The organism is Colwellia sp. 20A7, from assembly GCF_009832865.1.
GTDB lineage: Bacteria > Pseudomonadota > Gammaproteobacteria > Enterobacterales > Alteromonadaceae > Colwellia.
On sequence record NZ_CP047130.1, the window covers coordinates 1,008,840 to 1,026,765 of the forward strand.

The following is a 17,926-nucleotide window of genomic DNA, read 5'->3' on the forward strand; positions in this document are numbered from 1 at the left end:
GGAGGCAATAATGAAAAACAAACTATACAAAAGTAGCGTTAATTTAGTTGCGATTATATTAATGGCTCTGTTAAGTGGCTGTAGTAACACCATAGAATTAAGTAAAGCCTTACCTAATGATCCAGACTTTGCACCTATTTTACCCGAGGAAGAAGAAGCGTCAATTATTCCGACAGGATCTTTATTTAAAGCAAATTACGTTAATAATATCTACTCTGATTCTAAAGCACATCGTACTGGCGATATTATTTCGGTGATATTAAGTGAGAGTACCCAAGCAAACAAGAATGCGAAAACAGAGCTGAAAAAAGAAAACAGCAGTGAGCTTGACACCGTTATGGGCTTAAGCGGAAACCCATTAACACTTAATGGTAATACATTAGAATTTGGCCTGAATCAAAACTCTAACTTTAAAGGTGACTCAAAAGCTGACCAAGGTAATAGTTTAAGTGGCGATATTTCTGTGCATGTTTTAAAAGTGCTTCCTAATGGTAACTTAATGATACGTGGCGAAAAATGGCTTACGTTAAATAATGGCGATGAATACATAAGGTTAACAGGTGTTATTCGTCCAAAAGATATCAACTCAAACAACACTATTTTATCAACCAAAGTTGCCAATGCGCGTATTCAATACGCAGGTACAGGTAGCTTTGCTGATGCCAACGAACAAGGTTGGTTAACTAAGTTCTTTAATAGTTCATGGTGGCCATTATAGGTGTTATTTATCTTGCTGCATTAATTACAAATTCGTCAGTTGATAACCCTATAACCCAGAAAGGTAATATTATGAAAACAGTATTTACAATTATCATTATGTTGATGACCTTCTCCAGTCATGCCCAGCGTATTAAAGATTTAACGGATGTTGCTGGTGTACGATCTAACCAACTTGTTGGTTATGGATTAGTGGTTGGTTTACCGGGAACGGGTGAGCAAAGTCCTTTTACCGAACAAAGCTTCAAAACAATGTTAAGTAATTTTGGTATTACTATGCCTGAAAATCTTAAACCAAAAATCAAAAATGTTGCTGCTGTTGCTGTTCATGCTGAGTTAACTGCCTTTGCTAAAGCAGGACAAACTATTGATGTAACTGTTTCTAGTATGGGCAGTGCAGAAAGTTTACGTGGTGGTACATTATTACAAACTATGATGATGGGGCTTGATGGCAATGCCTATGCCGTTGCTCAAGGTAGTTTAGTGGTAAGTGGTTTAGGTGCTGGTGGTCTTGATGGTTCTAAAATACTCGTCAATACACCTACTGTAGGACGTATTGCTAATGGTGCTACTGTTGAACGTGAAATTAAATCACCTTTTTCAATGGGTGATCACATAACCTTTAATTTACATCAATCAGATTTTACGACGGCAAAGCGATTATCAGACACTATTAACGACCTTATTGCTGGCTCAGCTAGAGCTATTGATGCAACGTCAGTACAAGTTAATGCGCCAAGAGATATTGCTGACAGAGTTAGTTTTTTATCGGTATTAGAAAACTTAGAATTTGAACCTGCATCACCTGCTGCGAAAATTATTGTTAACTCTCGTACAGGTACTATTGTTATTGGATCTGAAGTTCAATTACTTGCTGCCGCTATTACCCATGGTGGTATTACGGTTACGATAAATGAAGTACAAAATGTAGTACAACCGGGAGCTTTTGCCGAAGGAGAAACTGCAATAGCTAACGAGTCTAGCGTTAATGTTACGCAGGAAGATGCACGCATGTTTGTCTTTGATCCAGGTGTATCACTAGACACTTTAGTGAGAGCTATAAATGAAGTTGGTGCGGGGCCAGGCGATGTTATGGCTATTTTAGAAGCGTTAGATCAAGCGGGCGCTATTCGTGGCCAGCTTATCGTTATTTAACGGTAGAAATATATGGCTGATAATCTAATAAACTCATCTAACTTTGAGCAATCGAGAAACTTTCTAGAGCTGAATGGTTTGAATGCTATTCGTCAGCAGTCGAAAGAAACCGATGGCGAAAGTAAAAAAGCAGCCTTACAAGAAGCAGCTCAACAGTTTGAGGCTATTTTTATGCAAATGCTATTAAAAAGCATGCGTAAAGCACAAGATGTGTTGGAGTCTGACAGCCCTTTTAACTCCGAATCAACAAAGTTTTACCGAGACATGAACGACCAACAAATGGCGGTCGAATTATCTTCAAATGGCTCGTTAGGGCTAACTGATCTTATTGTTCGTCAGTTAGGTGGTGGTGATGATAATTTTACCCCAAGAACGGTATTACGTAATGATGCTAATCTTGAAAACATAAATTCAACGCGTGAACCTGCCAGCACTAATATGCCTAATGCTAATCCTTTTGCGCTTTTCTCTAAAGATAGTCAAGCTATTGAAAGCAAAGCTACTTCAAATACAGCGGCGCAAACATCAAACGATAGCTTAAGCAAAGCGCCTTTAATACCGTTTAAAACTACTATTGATAAAGTGGAAAACGATGATAAAAACGTCAATTTTTCAACGCCATCGTTTGCTGAGCCCAAAGATTTTGTTACTGCCTTAATAGAGCCAGCAAAAAGAGTAGAAGAAAAAATAGGGGTACCTTTCCAAGTTGTTATCGCTCAAGCCGCACTTGAAACTGGTTGGGGACAAAAGATAATTAAAGATCAACAAGGCAGTAGTTCAAATAATTTATTTAACATAAAGGCTGATAGTCGCTGGGGTGGCGAGCATATTCAAAAAGATACGTTAGAGTTTGAACAAGGCGCTATGGTAAAAAAATCTGCACCATTTAGAGCTTATGAATCACTAAATGAAAGTTTTAATGATTATGCTAATTTCCTGACCAATAACGACAGATATCAAGGTGCATTACAAAATTCAGGCAATGTGGAGCACTTTTTGCAAGGTTTACAGCAGGCAGGCTATGCGACCGATCCACAATACGCCAATAAAATAATGGCAACACTTCGTACAGTCTCAAATTTAATCAATAAATAAATATAAATCGTAGGCTACTACGGTACATGTTGAGACTATCATTATGTCAGTAAGTTTATATCAAAGTGGCGTCAGTGGCTTGTCAGCAGCCCAACAACAGTTAGCTACTACAAGTAATAACATTGCTAATGTAAATACTGAGGGCTATAACCGACAACGTGCAGAGCAAAATGCATCAATGGGCTTAGTCACCGGTGGTAATTACATTGGTACTGGTACTTATGTTCAAGACATAACTCGAGTGTACGACGAATTTTCATATAAAGAACAAACGCTCAGTCAAAGTAACTTAAGTAACGCGGATTTATTTGATAGGCGTTTAACACAGCTTGATCAAATTATGAGTACGGGTGGTGGCGCAGTTGTTACTTCTTTAGAGAGCTTTTATCAAGCGATTAACAGTATTGCAGACAACCCTGGCGATGCAGGCTTGCGTAGCATAGCACTGAGCCAAGCCAATATTTTAAGTAACGATTTTAATGAATTAACTAATACCTTTGACCAAATGACAAGTGCGGTAAATGGTGAAATTTCACAAGTTGCTACTAGAATCTCTGAGATTTCATACGAATTAGCTAAGTTGAATGAAACAATGGCACACTCACAAGGCGTGTCAGGCCAAGCTAATCAATTGCTTGATAAACGTGATCAATTAATTACAGAACTAAGTAGTTATACAAAAGTGACCACGCTCGAAGATCAATATGGTGTTCAAACAGTAATGATAGGCCAAGGTACAACGTTGGTTGCAGGTATTACCCCTTTTACCCTGCAAGTTAATGTTGGTGATCCTGACGTAACACAAACACAAATAAGTTTAGTGAGTGGTGCTAGTACTGTTGCGCTAAATGGTGCCAAGTTAGGTGGCTCTTTAGGTGCTAATTTTGAGTTTAGAGATGAAGATTTAAGAGAAATAGGCACAGAGATTGATCGTTTAGCGATGGCAATTTCTTCAACATTGAATGACACACAAGCCAGTGGCTTAGATTTAAATGGTTTGCAAGGTGCCAATATATTCACTGACATAAATACCGCTCAGTTACAGCAAGGTAGGGTGTTGTCGCCTTCTTCTAATACCGGTGGAACATCAGCGCAAGTCACTATTAATGATGTGTCATTAGTAACAACTGATGAATTTGAAGTACGTTTTGATGGTACTGACTTTACACTATATAACTTAACCTCAGGTGGTAGTGAAAACTTAGGTCCTCCAGGTGGTGGCTCTCCTGCAGGCACACATACACCTACCAATCCAGATTATGGTTTTTCATTTGTTGAAACAGGCACTCCGCTTGCTGGCGATCTATTCATTATAGAGCCAACAAGAAATAGTGCGGCATTAATGCAGACAACACTAACTGATGGTACGTCCATTGCTGCAAGTAGTGCCGTTGCTATTACAGCAAGTACTAATAATGTTAGTGATGGCACAATAGCAATAACTAACGTGCTAGACCCAGAAGCAGCGAGAACTTACGACGTTACCGTTGATGTTTACGAAAGTACACCTGGTACTTTTAGCTATCGTGTTTATGACAGTAGCACACCACCGCCTGCACCTACTATTGCTTCAGGTAGTTATGTTGCTGGTGCTAGTGCAACGGTTGATATTCCATCAGGCTCACCTGTTTTTCAAATTGAAATTACAGGAGACCTTGCTGGTGAAGGTGTTAATGCTCGTGAAACCTTTACGATAGGTGATGCATTTGGTGTTGGTAATGCTACTCATGCCCTTGTGATGGCTAAAACACAAGAAGAAAAAGTTACTGACGGAGGTGAGGAAACCTTTAGTCAAAGTTTGGCAACGTCAACTGCTGTTGTTGGTGCTAAAGCGAGTAATGCAGAATTAGTCGCAGATACTGCTCAAGCATTATATACACAAGCTTATAATCGAAACCAAGCTACATCAGGGGTCAACCTTGATGAAGAAGCTGCTAATCTTTTGAAATTTCAACAGGCTTATCAAGCGGCATCACAAATAATTTCTACGGCAAATACTATTTTTGACACCATTCTAGCTGCCGTAAGGTAAGGAGTTTTTCATGCGTGTATCTACAGCTCAATTTTACTTTCAAAGTGCTCAGATGATGAGCCAGAAAACATCTGAAGTAAGTGACCAAATGGCACATATATCAAGTGGTTTACGTGTACATACTGCAAAAGATGATGCAGTTTCTTATGGTACATTATCAGGTTTGAAAGACGATTTAGCCAATATTGAAAAATACAAAAGTAATATTATTATGGCTGAAAGTGATAATAATTTACAAGATGTTGTTTTTGGTGATGCAGAGCTCGTTTTGAATCGCATAACAGAAGATATGCTACTCGCTAATAATGGTCGTATGTCTACCGAAGATTTACAGACGTTAGCAAATCAACTAAGAGATAGTTTTGATCAATTACTTGATATCTCTAATACACAAAATGAAAACGGTGACTATATATTTGCTGGCTTCCAGAATAATTTACAACCCTTTAGTCAAAATACTGACGGTTCAGTTGTTTACAGTGGCGATACAGGTGTAAATGAATTACAAGTTTCCAAAAATATAACGATAGCCACTAATCAAACCGGTGATGCTGCTTTTTTAAATGTTGAAAATGCTATTGGTGACTTTACTGCTGATTATATTACCAATACATCAGGAGTAGCGGTTGAGAGCGCTAAAGTTGCTGACCGGAATGCATATAATACGGCAGTTACTCCACATGACTATACCTTTTCTTTTGATGCAATAACTAATGACTTAACAGTGACTGACAGTGGTGGCGGCATTGTTTTTCCTGCTGCGCCTTATACTGCGGGGCAAACTATTACCTTTGATGGCGTTGACGTAACGTTAAGCGGCAACCCATTGCCGGGTGACAGCTTTGTTATTAGTGAAGAAGAAGAAATTAGTATTTTTGAAACCATTAGCGGTGCCATTGAATGGATGGAACGTGGTGTGGTATCAGATGATCAAAACCCGGAGCAACATCAAGTAGATTACAGCGCACTACTTACACAACTTAATTCAGCTACAAGTCATATGACTTCTAGACGGGTAGATGCTGGTGTGCGTTTGCAAGTGCTTGAAACTCAAGAAAACAGGCATCTAGATACTGAACTAGCCACAGCGATAAACCTTGGGCAATTACAAGATTTAGATTACGCCAAAGCTATCTCAGAATTTGAGCAATCACAAATAGCTCTGCAAGCTTCACAGCAAACGTTTACCACTGTGCAGGGCTTAAGCTTATTTAACTATATTTAATTAGCGTACCTGTGAAAACTGTATTTGAAAATCAATTTTTTTAAAACTGGCATCTTTTGTGCTTCAACCATAGTTAGTAGTACAAAATAATGAATACTGTTGGTATATAAGTGACATTAGTTGTTCTTATCTTTTAACCGTAAAGAGGCTTGAAGTACAAGCTTCTAATAAATAATTTTAATACATTAGGAGTTTATCATGGCTTTATCAGTAGTAACTAATACAGCATCAATTAACGCACAGCGTAACTTAAGTAAATCTGGTGAGGGACTTGCAACCTCTATGCAACGCTTATCTTCAGGTATGCGTATTAACAGCGCCAAAGATGATGCGGCTGGTATGCAAATCGCTAACCGTTTAACATCACAGGTTAATGGTTTAGGCGTAGCACAACGTAATGCGAACGACGGTATTTCAATGGCGCAAACTGCTGAAGGTGCCATGCAAGAATCATCGGCTATTTTACAACGTATGCGTGACTTAGCCTTGCAATCAGCGAACGGCTCGAATGGCGCAGAAGATAGAGCAGCGCTGCAGAAAGAGGTAGGCGCGTTGCAACAAGAATTAACGCGTATCGCTGAAACCACTAAATTTGGTGCTACCAGTTTACTTGATGGTACCTTTGGTACGAAACAGTTCCAAGTAGGGGCCAATGCTAATGAAACCATTAATGTTTCTTTAGGTAATATGGCGGCTGATGCGATCGGTGCTTATGAAGTTAATGATTCTGCAACAGTGTTAGGTAATACAGCTACTGCAACAGCGCCATTAACGACAGCTATAAGTAATGTTACCACGGCAGGGCTAAACATTAATGGTACTGATATTCCTGATGCAGGTGTAACAGGTAAAGGTGCTGCGGAAATAGCAGATACGATTAATGACGCCTCTGCAGGTGTAACAGCTACTGCTGAATTAGATGTGACCCTTGCCGGCTTAACTTCTGCTGATGATAGTACCTTAACTTTTCAAAAAGCAGGTGGTGCTCTAGATACCTATGAATTAGCAACCTTTGGTGGTGATTTAGACCGCTTAGCAGAAGAAATGTTAGCAGATGGTTATGATGCACTTGTTGATGATGGCGTATTAATTATAAAAGCTGTTGGCGTAGACGGTATCCAAATGACGGGTACAGCAGGTACAGCAACATTAGCAAATAATGCTACTGGTGGTGCTGCTATAGCCGGTGGTGTAACGAATAATGATATTAGTATTTCTTCAACATTAACCTTATCTTCATCTCAAAAAATTGGTATTTCGGGTACTGGTGTTGATGAGATTCTTGCTGAAGGCACCAGTATCAGCCCTACAGGCGGAACAGGTGCTCTAACAACTATAGAAGACCTTGATATATCAGGAACGACTTCTGTAGGGGCACAAGATGCAATAACCGTCATTGATGCTGCTTTAGCACAAATTGACAGTTCACGAGCAGCTTTGGGTGCGGTTCAAAACCGTTTTTCTCATACTATTAGTAACTTAGCTAACGTTGCCGAGAATGTCTCAGCGTCACGAAGCCGTATTGAAGACACTGATTTTGCCTCAGAAACGGCGATAATGACTAAAAACCAAATATTGCAACAAGCGGGTACAACTATGCTGGCACAGGCGAACCAAATACCGCAAGCGGCATTGAGTTTATTAGGCTAGTTTTTTTAGGCATTTTCGCTAACGTTAGTTAATAAAGCTTTAACTAATATATGCTAGATAGTAAAAGGAAACCTTAACAGGGTTTCCTTTTTTGCTTTCATAAGCTCTTATACCTATTTTGTTAAATTATTGTCCACGTGTGTTGGTTAAAATAAGCCAATATTATTTTTATTTTCAATCATATAAGCCAACGACTGAGCAATTCATTAGCTTACCTTGATCTGCTTTCCTTCGCGCAACAAGATCACAAACATAATGTAATGGTATTAGTAAGGGGTTAATGCCAAGGCCTATATTTAATCTAGGTTAAGTTACCTAAGTTGCTTTAAGTAAGTGGTCAAAAATTTGACTGAAATACAATAAACAAAAAAACATGAGAACCACTCCAAAAAAAAACTGGAATATATTCTTATCTATTTGTTTTTAAATAGATTTTAATGATTGGCCTATTTCTTGATATGTAATTATTAAAAGGAGCTTTAAGTTAAATAAGTTTCTAACATAAATATTAGGATATTATTATGGCTTTATCAGTAGTAACTAACACATCATCGCTTAACGCCCAAAGAAATCTAACTAAATCGGGTGATGGTTTAGCAACATCTATGCAACGTTTATCTTCGGGTATGCGTATTAATAGCGCTAAAGACGATGCTGCCGGGATGCAAATTGCTAATCGATTAACCTCTCAAGTTAATGGCTTGGCGGTAGCTCAACGTAATGCTAACGACGGTATTTCAATGGCGCAAACAGCGGAAGGTGCAATGCAAGAATCATCTGCTATCTTACAGCGTATGCGTGATTTAGCATTACAGTCAGCGAATGGTTCAAACTCTGCTGATGATAGAGATTCATTACAAAAAGAAATAGGGGCTTTACAACAAGAATTAACACGTATCGCTGAAACGACAAAATTTGGTACTACCAGTTTACTTGATGGTAGCTTTGGTACTAAGCAATTTCAAGTCGGTGCTAATGCCAATGAAACCATTAATGTGACTTTAGGCAATACATCCGCAGATGCTATTGGTGCTAATCAAATCAACGGTGCAGGTACCACAGCTACGGCGGCAAATAATATTGGTGACGCTGAACCGTCTTTGCTATCTACTAATATGGGAACGTCAGGAGATACTTGGAATATTAATGGTACAGATGTATCTTTTAATAGTGGTGATGGTGCTTCCACTATCGCGGCAAATATTAACGATGAATCTACCGGTGTTAAAGCTCAAGCTGTATTAACCACGCGAATTCAGGGCTTATCCGCTTCCGATGCAGGCACGTTTAATATTTATAAAGAAGGTGCTGTAGAAGATACCTTTGAGTTAGCTTCTTATGGTGGTGATATGGAGCGTCTTACTGAAGATTTACAAGCAGCTGGTTACAATGCTGTATTTGATCAAGGTTTAAATTCTGGGGCTGGTGGTATAGATATTGTTGCAACAGATATTGATGGTTTTGAGATTACCGCTTCGCCTGTGGGGACTGTAGAAATGGGACCAGCAGGTGCTTTATTAACGTCAGGTGCTGGCGCTTTATCTCATTCTGCAGAGTTACATTTATCATCATCAGAAAAAATTGGTATTTCAGGTACTACAGTTGATCAAATTCTTGGACAGGGTTTTGATGGTAATAATATAGCGGCTAGTGGAGGTGCAAGCGCTTTAAATTCAGTAGAAGATATTGATATTTCAGGTGTTACCGCGGAAAATTCTCAGGCGGCTATTGAGGTTATAGATGCGGCATTAGCACAAATAGACTCTAATCGTGCCGCGTTAGGTGCGGTACAAAATCGCTTTACCCACACAATAAGTAACCTAGCGAATGTTCAAGAAAACGTTTCAGCATCTAGAAGTCGTATTCAAGATACCGACTTTGCACAAGAAACAGCAGTAATGACCAAAAACCAAATATTACAACAAGCAGGGACCACTATTTTGGCGCAAGCGAATCAGATACCACAAGCGGCGATTAGTTTACTCGGCGGCTAAGTTAGATAGGGTTATGCATTAAAACACGTTAAAATGGCTAGGTTTGAAAACTTAGCCCTTTTTTAATATTCGTCGTTCCGTAGTTGAAAAAGTCTATCATTCTGTAGGTGTAACAGTCCGTCATTCCGTAGATCACTTAATACGGAACCCCAAACGTGTAGTTGAATAATACGTGAGATCTTGAATTCCAACGACTACGCAGCATAACGGATAAGATTCTGAATCAAGTTCAGAATGACGGTGTGGGATTCAGAATGACGAAAAGCCTGTCATTCAGTAGGTCACTTAATACGGAATCCCCTAATAATAATCAATATAACAATACTTTTCGAATAAAAGGCTAAATTATTTATCTTTATTTAACAATGTATTAATACCTTATTTATTTTTTTTATCATTTTTTTCAAAAAAAACGTCAAGTTAATTTTAATCCTGCCGTTAAAGTATTCAGTACAGAGCTGCTTTGATTAATTTGTTTGTAACTTTCTTATAAGTTAATTAACAGCTTCTGGTTAATACAACTAACTAAATCATTACATTATGTAATCAGGAGTTCATCATGGCTTTATCAGTAATTACGAATAGCTCGTCAATCAATGCACAACGTAACCTAAGTAAATCAAGTGAAGGTTTAGCAACATCAATGCAACGTTTATCTTCTGGTATGCGTATTAATAGCGCAAAAGATGATGCTGCTGGTATGCAAATTGCCAACCGTTTAACGTCTCAAGTTAATGGTTTAGGTGTAGCGCAACGTAATGCAAACGATGGTATTTCAATGGCGCAAACTGCTGAAGGTGCAATGCAAGAATCGTCAGCTATACTACAACGTATGCGTGATTTAGCATTGCAATCAGCTAATGGATCAAACGGTGCAGATGACCGTGCGGCACTTCAAAAAGAAGTAGGCGCGCTACAACAAGAGCTAACGCGTATTGCTGAAACAACCAGTTTTGGTTCAACAAGCTTATTAGATGGTTCTTTTGGTACTAAGCAATTCCAAGTAGGTGCTAATGCCAATGAAACGATCAACGTTTCTTTGGGTAATATGTCGGCAGATGCGATTGGTGAATATGCTGTTAGTGGTGCAGGTAGTGTTTTAGGGACTGCGGGTGATACTACTTTAGCACTTCAAAATGCTACGACCGCAGATGCAACACTAAATATAAATGGTAAAACTGTTTCTGTCGCTGCTAATGACGGCGCTGAAAAAATAGCCGTTAAGATTAATGATGCCGCTTCAGGTGTAACGGCGAGTTCTAAGTTGGAAACGACATTAACCGGTTTAGATTCATCTGATGTAGGTGATTTGAAAATTGGCGAAGATACTTATGCATTGGCTTCTTATGGTGGTGATGCTGCACGTTTGGCTGAAGCTATGGTCGCTGATGGCTATGATGTGGTTGAATCTGGTGGTGATTTAACTATTAAGGCAACAGGCGTAGATGGTATTGAACTTATTGCTACCGCAGGTTTAGCTTCATTAGGTGCTGGTACTGCAGCTGGTTCACAAGCTGTCTCATCTACACTAGAATTATCATCACCAGATAAAATTGGTATCTCAGGTGCTAGCGTTGATGAAATTTTAGGTGGAGGTTTGGCCGCAACGGGTGGTTCAGGTAAGCTAACATCTGTTGAAAGTATGGATATTTCAGGTGTTACTTCAGACGGTGCACAATCTGCGATACAAACAATTGATGCAGCATTAGCACAAATCGATAGCCAACGTGCTGATTTAGGTGCGGTTCAAAACCGTTTTAGCCATACTATTAGTAATTTGTCTAACGTTGCAGAAAACGTGTCAGCTTCACGAAGCCGTATTGAAGACACTGATTTTGCATCAGAAACAGCGGTAATGACTAAAAACCAAATATTGCAACAAGCAGGTACTACAATATTGGCACAGTCTAACCAATTACCACAAGCAGCATTGAGTCTACTTGGTTAATAAGTTTACGGTTCAGGTTATACCTCAATGATGAAAAGGGAATGGGTCAGCGCTCTTTCCCTTTTCCCTTTTCGTTTTGATAAACTGACCACTATAATTTATACTGATTTTTAAGGTAAGTTGTTCATTGTAAAAGTACGTGGTGATTTAAAAGGAGTATGTTATGAATGTCCAAAATGGTAATGACCTAGGGTTAACAGGCTTAACCTCTGAATATAAGCGTACTAGTGAAACAGCTAATCAAAAAAGTGCAGTAGATCAAAGTACAAATGACATTATTGCTACTGAAGACAAACAAGGTAATACTGTTCAAGAATTATCAGAAAATGTTGTCGATCACGAGCCATTAAAGGCTGAACAATTAGATAAAGTGGCGCAACAATTGCAAGATTTTATGGGCGATTTAAATCGAAATATTCAGTTTGTTGTTGATGAAGATTCGGGACGAGATGTTATTAAAGTAATTGATAAAACCTCGGGTGATTTAATTAAACAATACCCCTCTGAAGAAGTGCTAACCCTGGTCTCTAAACTATCAGACATGGTTGGTGGTTTTATTGATGCAAAAGTTTAATCGACTTTAGCTAAACTGATTTTGTAGCTAAGCTTTACGTGCAGTAATAAGTTCATTATTTTATCAACATTATAGGTTAAAGGAGAATTTTTCATGACAGGCATTTCATTTACCGGAATAGGCTCTGGCCTTGAAGTCTCTACTATTATTGATGCTATTGTTAGTGCCGAAAGTGTGCCTTATGAGTCGAGAATGGCTACTTTGCAAGGTGCATATACTACTGATATATCTGCAGTGGGTGCGCTAAAGTCAGCTTTAGAAGATGTGACCGCATCTTTTGGTGCCCTTGGTGACGAAGATGAATATCAACAACGTACCATTTCAGGACGAGATGACTTTGTTAGTTTGTCATCAGATAAAGAGGCCGAAGTAGGTAATTATTCTGTAGAAGTTTTAGCCTTAGCTACCCAGCATAAATTATTGTCTTCTGCTATTGATGGCGATGAGGCGGTAGGCGAAGGCACCCTCTCAATAGCGTCTGGTGATAATTCTTTTGATATTGTAGTGTCTGATACTGATACATTAAGTGATATTCGCGATGCGATTAATGACAGCAGTAGTAATTCGTCGGTTAGTGCAACTATTATTACTGATTCATCAGGTCAGCATCTCGTCTTAAATAGTAAAAAAACAGGCTTAGATAATGCTATTACAGTTAATGCTACTGAGCAAAGTAATCAGTTAACGTCAGCTACAGGTTTTACTTCAACTGACACTGTCGGCTCTGGTACGTTATCTTTTGGCTCAGGTGGTAATAATTTTGATATTGCCGTTGCGGCTACCGATACGTTGTCAGACATTGTAACGGCTATTAATGATAGTGAAGATAATACGTCAGTTGTTGCAAGAATCGTTACTGATGGTACTGGCCAACATTTAGTGTTTAATTCTATTGAACCAGGAACTGCTAACGCGGTTACTGTTACCGCCGCAGATGGTGATGGTGGTAATGGTGATTTAACAGGTATTTCTCAGTTTGCATCGGTAAATATGGACGTGCCAACTCCAAGTAATAGCGATATGACAGGATTATCTCGATTAACGTCAGATACTACAAACAAATTAACCTCAGCGAATGGTTTTGATTCAAGCGATACCGTAGGCTCTGGTACATTATCATTTAGCTCTGATGGTAATAGTTTTGATGTAACTATTGGGGCAACAGATAAGTTAGATGATATCGTTGATGCGATTAATAATAATGGTGATAATACCTCTATTAAAGCAAGTATTGTTATTGATGATGCAGGTGATGAACATTTGATGTTTAGTAGTCGACAGTCAGGTGGTGCTCACGCTATTACCGTAACCGCACTAGATGATGACGGTGACGATAATGACATGACGGGTATTTCGCAGTTTAGCTCTGTTAATCAAACCGCAACTGCAAATATTGGGCATATGTCAGAAATTGATGCAGCCTCAGATGCTAAAATTATGATTGATGGTACTATTTCAGTTACTAATAGTGATAATACCTTTAAAGATGTTATTGATGGCGTGACCATCACTGCAAATAAAGTACATGATGTTGGCGATGATAAAAGTAAAATAGCAATTACCGAAGATAATGATAATGTAGCAACAGGTATTAACTCATTTATTGAAAGTTTTAATGCGTTAGTTGCTTTGAGTGATCAATTGAGTAGCTCAAGCGAAAGCGGTGGTGCTGCTTTATCAGGTGATTCTTTACTTCGGGGCGTTATGAGTAAAATTCGTAACCAATTTAATGAAGCATTTGACTCAGGTAATGGCACTACGTTAACGTTATCACAATTAGGTATTCGCACTGAACTTGATGGCACATTAAGCTTTGAGCAGGATACGCTTGATGATTTAATTGCAGAGTCTCCTGACAGAGTACAGTCTTTCTTTTTAGGCTCAGAAGGCGACAATGGCTTTGTTAATAATATGGATGAGTTTCTTGGTTTTTATACTGACAGTGACGGTATAATACAGCAACGAATGGATGGAAAAACAACCCAGTTAGCCAAGTTAGATACTGAATATGAGGCTTTTCAGTTGAAAATGGAGTCATTAGAGTCAAGGTTATTATCACAATATAATGCGATGGACCTTCTTGTTGCACAATTGAGCTCAACTGGCTCATATTTATTAGCCCAATTAGAGAATATGCCTGGGGTTGTTAAATCAAGTAGCTAACTTGTAATTAATAAAGCTATGAGCTAATTAGCTATGATTTAATTAGCTAGGTTATTTTACAAAACACTAATATATGCTTTATTTTTAAAGTGTTTATTGGTGTTTTTTTATGGGTATGATTTGGTTAACTGATTATAATAAATATTCTTTAATATTTATTATAAAGGTTTCTAACTTTACTACTTTTTTTAAGTTTTGTTACTTGCGCTGCTAGTGCTTGTTTATTGTTTTGTGATAATGAGGTGAGTTGCTCATCTAAGGCAACCATCTCATTAATCATTGTTAATTCGACACTGAGTTTTTTTTGAGTATAGTTTTCAAATAACTGGGAAATAAGTGATTGGCGTTTAGCGAGCAATTTAAGTAATTGTTGGCTGTTTAATTGATATTGAACTTCATTAATTGATTGATTATCGGTTAATATATTTTCATCATTTGACGTAATTGTATTCTTTACTTGAATTTCAAGCTGCAACAGTGCCTGTCGCGATATTTCGACAATGTTTTCAAGGCGAGTTTTTAGTTTATTTGGCATTAAAAACTGACCTTGCCTTGTTCTGCTAGTGGAATTGAATCCCAACCTGACTTAATTGGGATAATAATAAGTGCTATTTCATTTAATAACTCAATATCGTTATTCGTGCTTGCTTCAAATAATTTTTCAGAGCTAAACGTGTATAAAGCTGATAAATTTTCTGAGATATCACCACCTTGACTATGATCAAGAGAGCCTTCTAAAACGCCTAAGATAGCGATGGCATTTGATATTTGTGCTCCCTTTTTTGCGTAGTCTTTTTGGGCTATAGCACCTTTAGCGGTTGCTATATTGTCCAACAATTTTTGAAACAACATGGCAACTAATTGATAAGGAGATGCTTCACCAGCATTACTTACCGTTGTTTGTTGATATTTTTTTAATGATACATGAGCCATTATTTACTCCAAAGATAACAACACTAACTAAGTGCTATATAGTAAATGTACGTTTTGTCATTTAACCAGCATATTTATATGATGTATAAGTTTTATGCTTAATTGATACTAGTTGCTTTCTATTGCATTTTTATTTACAACAACTGAAAGCCCTTCGCTTTGTGCTTTTTTAAATGCTGCAATTAATATAGCATGGTTTATGCCTTCAATATTTTCAATAAGGCCATTATCGGTAATTTCAATATTATCCCAGCCTCTATCGACAAGATATTTTTCTATATCGGCTAATTGAGAATTTAAATCATCTTTTTTTACAAATATATTAAAACCATATCTGTTACCTTGAACGTGTTCGTTATTTGTTAACATATACTCGGCACTACCATTTAAAATTAGCATTTTACTTTCCATTAAGTTAATAGGTTTATCATCACTATTCATATATTGTGCCAGTATTTATTGACACTTGATTATATGTCTAAAAATTTTCAATAATTAGTAGCAAAATTAATGCTTATACTTATTATCGACCGAATGTCTTTTTTCTAAATGCATTTTATCTATTTAATCGAGCTATTAAGTGACAAAATAATGACTTATAGTGTCAATTTTTTGTTGCCTATTTAGCGCTAGTTGATAGAATCATGAATAGTATAATTCTAATCGGTATAATTAACAGTTGCTTATGAACTCAATACATCATACTCAAGGTCACAAAAAAATCCTTATTATTGATAATGATGTGAGTCGTTCTCATCAAGTGGCGACGGTCTTGTCTTTTATTGGCGAGCACTTTATTCAGTGTCCTCCAAGTATCGTAGAAGAATGCTTTAAAGAAAGTGAGCACTTGTTAACGGTAATTATTTCTGGAGAGGTATCACCTGAAATAATAAAGCTGGTTGAAACTAATCCTAAAATCCCTTTTCTGTTACATGATGTTGTCGATGCTAATATTTTGGATGGTTATTGTAATGTTATTGCTAGTTTAAGTACCCCATTAAACTACGCCCAATTAACTGAACTTATTCATCATTGTCATCAATATCACAATAAGTTACCACGAACAGGCCCTAAGCTTAACTCAAGTGCTTTATTTCGTTCTTTGGTGGGAACAAGTAAGTTAATGAATGATGTGCGCTTTTTAATTGAACAGGTGGCCAGAAACCCTGCGAGTGTCTTAGTGCTTGGCGAGTCAGGTACCGGTAAAGAAGTGGTTGCGCGTAATATTCATGATTTATCTGAACGAGCTAAGGGCGCTTTTGTCCCTGTTAACTGTGGTGCTATCCCTGCTGAATTATTAGAAAGCGAACTATTTGGTCATGAAAAAGGGGCTTTCACTGGTGCTATTTCAACACGAAAAGGTCGTTTTGAATTAGCTGAAGGTGGTACATTATTTTTAGATGAAATCGGCGATATGCCGCAACCAATGCAAGTGAAGTTACTTCGTGTGCTGCAAGAGCGTACTTTTGAACGTGTTGGTGGTAGTAAAAGCTTAAAAGCAGATGTGCGCATTATTGCAGCGACCCATCAAAATTTAGAAGATATGATTAAAACAGGTGGTTTTCGCGAAGATTTATTTTATCGCCTGAATGTTTTTCCTATTGAAACACCAGCATTGCGAGATCGAAAAGAAGATATTCCTTTATTATTAAAAGAATTACTCGCTCGTTTCGAGCAAGAACAAAAAAGAACAGTACGTTTTACTGATAAAGCCATTGAGTCCTTAATGGAGCATTCTTGGGGCGGAAATGTTCGTGAGTTGTCCAATTTAATTGAACGCATGTTAATTATGTATGGCGATCAAATTGTTGATGTAGCCGAGTTACCACAAAAATATCAACATATTGATGCCGAAGTTTATACGCCCGAATACCCTGAGGAATTACGAGAGCGAGAAGCTATTAATGAGTTGTTTGGTGGCTTCGATTATGATGACGATGAAGACAGCACTGATGAAGGAACGTCTGATGAAAATAATCAGTTTGTTAATGGTCTTAATCAGAATGAGCATAATGCTTTAGCAGTCAAAAATCATAACGGTATTTCAAATGCGAGTTTATTGCCAAATGATGGGGTAAACCTGAAAGAATACTTGGCTGAATTAGAGGTTTCACTTATTTCTCAGTCGTTAGTCAAACATCAATATGTTGTAGCTCGCGCGGCAGAAACTCTAGGTATGCGCAGAACAACGCTTGTTGAGAAAATGCGTAAATACAATTTACAAAAACCATCTTAACGATATATCAAAGTACAAGTTGTTGTCGTTGAAATTCAGATGTCTTTTTTCTAATAGAATAAATTAGGTTGATATTTACGCTACAAGTAAAGTTACTGATAAAGCTAATGCCAATCCTTTGACAGTGTGCTTTTAGCAATTGATGCACCACAAGATACTGATAAATAACAATAAAAACTATGGCATGTATAATGCTTTAATCAA

14 protein-coding genes are annotated in these 17,926 nt (G+C 37.8%); 11 read left to right on the forward strand and 3 right to left on the reverse strand.

The window, feature by feature from the left end; translation table 11 throughout:
- The first annotated feature begins 10 nt into the window (after nucleotides 1–10).
- From flgH to fliD, 10 genes are all read left to right on the forward strand, one after another.
- Complete coding sequence (gene flgH, locus GQS55_RS04390) at nucleotides 11–718, forward strand: flagellar basal body L-ring protein FlgH (protein WP_159818320.1); 708 nt, start codon at nucleotides 11–13, stop codon at nucleotides 716–718.
- 71 nt (nucleotides 719–789) lie between these two features.
- Nucleotides 790–1,872 (forward strand): flagellar basal body P-ring protein FlgI, encoded by a 1,083-nt coding sequence (locus tag GQS55_RS04395; protein ID WP_159818322.1) that lies wholly within the window; start codon nucleotides 790–792, stop codon nucleotides 1,870–1,872.
- 12 nt (nucleotides 1,873–1,884) lie between these two features.
- A complete protein-coding gene (gene flgJ, locus GQS55_RS04400; protein WP_159818324.1) occupies nucleotides 1,885–2,967 on the forward strand; it encodes a flagellar assembly peptidoglycan hydrolase FlgJ in 1,083 nt (360 codons plus the stop codon).
- A gap of 43 nt (nucleotides 2,968–3,010) precedes the next feature.
- Entirely contained in the window at nucleotides 3,011–4,999 is a 1,989-nt protein-coding gene (flgK, locus tag GQS55_RS04405) for a flagellar hook-associated protein FlgK (RefSeq protein ID WP_159818326.1), read from the forward strand.
- Between the two features lie 10 nt (nucleotides 5,000–5,009).
- The gene (gene flgL, locus GQS55_RS04410; RefSeq protein ID WP_159818328.1) at nucleotides 5,010–6,224 is read left to right on the forward strand and encodes a flagellar hook-associated protein FlgL; all 1,215 of its coding nucleotides are present in this window, start codon (nucleotides 5,010–5,012) and stop codon (nucleotides 6,222–6,224) included.
- A 198-nt stretch (nucleotides 6,225–6,422) separates the two neighbouring features.
- Nucleotides 6,423–7,874: a flagellin gene (locus GQS55_RS04415; RefSeq protein WP_159818330.1), complete on the forward strand. Its 1,452-nt coding sequence runs from the start codon at nucleotides 6,423–6,425 to the stop codon at nucleotides 7,872–7,874.
- Between the two features lie 521 nt (nucleotides 7,875–8,395).
- The gene (locus GQS55_RS04420) at nucleotides 8,396–9,868 is read left to right on the forward strand and encodes a flagellin (protein WP_159818332.1); all 1,473 of its coding nucleotides are present in this window, start codon (nucleotides 8,396–8,398) and stop codon (nucleotides 9,866–9,868) included.
- A gap of 559 nt (nucleotides 9,869–10,427) precedes the next feature.
- Nucleotides 10,428–11,816 (forward strand): flagellin, encoded by a 1,389-nt coding sequence (locus GQS55_RS04425; RefSeq protein WP_159818334.1) that lies wholly within the window; start codon nucleotides 10,428–10,430, stop codon nucleotides 11,814–11,816.
- A gap of 163 nt (nucleotides 11,817–11,979) precedes the next feature.
- Nucleotides 11,980–12,390, forward strand: coding sequence for a flagellar protein FlaG (locus GQS55_RS04430; protein WP_236559761.1), 411 nt, complete (start codon nucleotides 11,980–11,982; stop codon nucleotides 12,388–12,390).
- Between the two features lie 93 nt (nucleotides 12,391–12,483).
- Entirely contained in the window at nucleotides 12,484–14,553 is a 2,070-nt protein-coding gene (fliD, locus tag GQS55_RS04435) for a flagellar filament capping protein FliD (protein WP_159818336.1), read from the forward strand.
- 148 nt (nucleotides 14,554–14,701) lie between these two features.
- On the opposite strand, the gene GQS55_RS04440 is transcribed toward fliD, so the two are convergent.
- The 3 genes from GQS55_RS04440 to GQS55_RS04450 all read right to left on the reverse strand — a co-directional run bounded on the left by GQS55_RS04440 (nucleotide 14,702) and on the right by GQS55_RS04450 (nucleotide 15,927).
- Nucleotides 14,702–15,088, reverse strand: a complete 387-nt coding sequence (locus GQS55_RS04440) for a hypothetical protein (RefSeq protein ID WP_159818338.1) — start codon at nucleotides 15,086–15,088, stop codon at nucleotides 14,702–14,704.
- Nucleotides 15,088–15,486, reverse strand: a complete 399-nt coding sequence (gene fliS / locus GQS55_RS04445) for a flagellar export chaperone FliS (RefSeq protein WP_159818340.1) — start codon at nucleotides 15,484–15,486, stop codon at nucleotides 15,088–15,090. The genes GQS55_RS04440 and fliS overlap by 1 nt, the downstream gene beginning before the upstream one ends.
- A 108-nt stretch (nucleotides 15,487–15,594) precedes the next feature.
- The gene (locus GQS55_RS04450; protein WP_236559762.1) at nucleotides 15,595–15,927 is read right to left on the reverse strand and encodes a hypothetical protein; all 333 of its coding nucleotides are present in this window, start codon (nucleotides 15,925–15,927) and stop codon (nucleotides 15,595–15,597) included.
- A 244-nt stretch (nucleotides 15,928–16,171) separates the two neighbouring features.
- On the opposite strand from GQS55_RS04450, the gene GQS55_RS04455 reads away from it, so the two are divergent.
- Entirely contained in the window at nucleotides 16,172–17,722 is a 1,551-nt protein-coding gene (locus GQS55_RS04455) for a sigma-54 interaction domain-containing protein (RefSeq protein WP_159818342.1), read from the forward strand.
- Nucleotides 17,723–17,926: the final 204 nt, after the last annotated feature.

Bases quoted from the DNA above. Each gene is read 5' to 3' on its own strand.
- flgH (WP_159818320.1), top strand. From the start codon at position 11: ATGAAAAACAAACTATACAAAAGTAGCGTTAATTTAGTTGCGATTATA.
- GQS55_RS04395 (WP_159818322.1), top strand. From the start codon at position 790: ATGAAAACAGTATTTACAATTATCATTATGTTGATGACCTTCTCCAGT.
- flgJ (WP_159818324.1), top strand. From the start codon at position 1,885: ATGGCTGATAATCTAATAAACTCATCTAACTTTGAGCAATCGAGAAAC.
- flgK (WP_159818326.1), top strand. From the start codon at position 3,011: ATGTCAGTAAGTTTATATCAAAGTGGCGTCAGTGGCTTGTCAGCAGCC.
- flgL (WP_159818328.1), top strand. From the start codon at position 5,010: ATGCGTGTATCTACAGCTCAATTTTACTTTCAAAGTGCTCAGATGATG.
- GQS55_RS04415 (WP_159818330.1), top strand. From the start codon at position 6,423: ATGGCTTTATCAGTAGTAACTAATACAGCATCAATTAACGCACAGCGT.
- GQS55_RS04420 (WP_159818332.1), top strand. From the start codon at position 8,396: ATGGCTTTATCAGTAGTAACTAACACATCATCGCTTAACGCCCAAAGA.
- GQS55_RS04425 (WP_159818334.1), top strand. From the start codon at position 10,428: ATGGCTTTATCAGTAATTACGAATAGCTCGTCAATCAATGCACAACGT.
- GQS55_RS04430 (WP_236559761.1), top strand. From the start codon at position 11,980: ATGAATGTCCAAAATGGTAATGACCTAGGGTTAACAGGCTTAACCTCT.
- fliD (WP_159818336.1), top strand. From the start codon at position 12,484: ATGACAGGCATTTCATTTACCGGAATAGGCTCTGGCCTTGAAGTCTCT.
- GQS55_RS04440 (WP_159818338.1), bottom strand. From the start codon at position 15,088: ATGCCAAATAAACTAAAAACTCGCCTTGAAAACATTGTCGAAATATCG.
- fliS (WP_159818340.1), bottom strand. From the start codon at position 15,486: ATGGCTCATGTATCATTAAAAAAATATCAACAAACAACGGTAAGTAAT.
- GQS55_RS04450 (WP_236559762.1), bottom strand. From the start codon at position 15,927: ATGAATAGTGATGATAAACCTATTAACTTAATGGAAAGTAAAATGCTA.
- GQS55_RS04455 (WP_159818342.1), top strand. From the start codon at position 16,172: ATGAACTCAATACATCATACTCAAGGTCACAAAAAAATCCTTATTATT.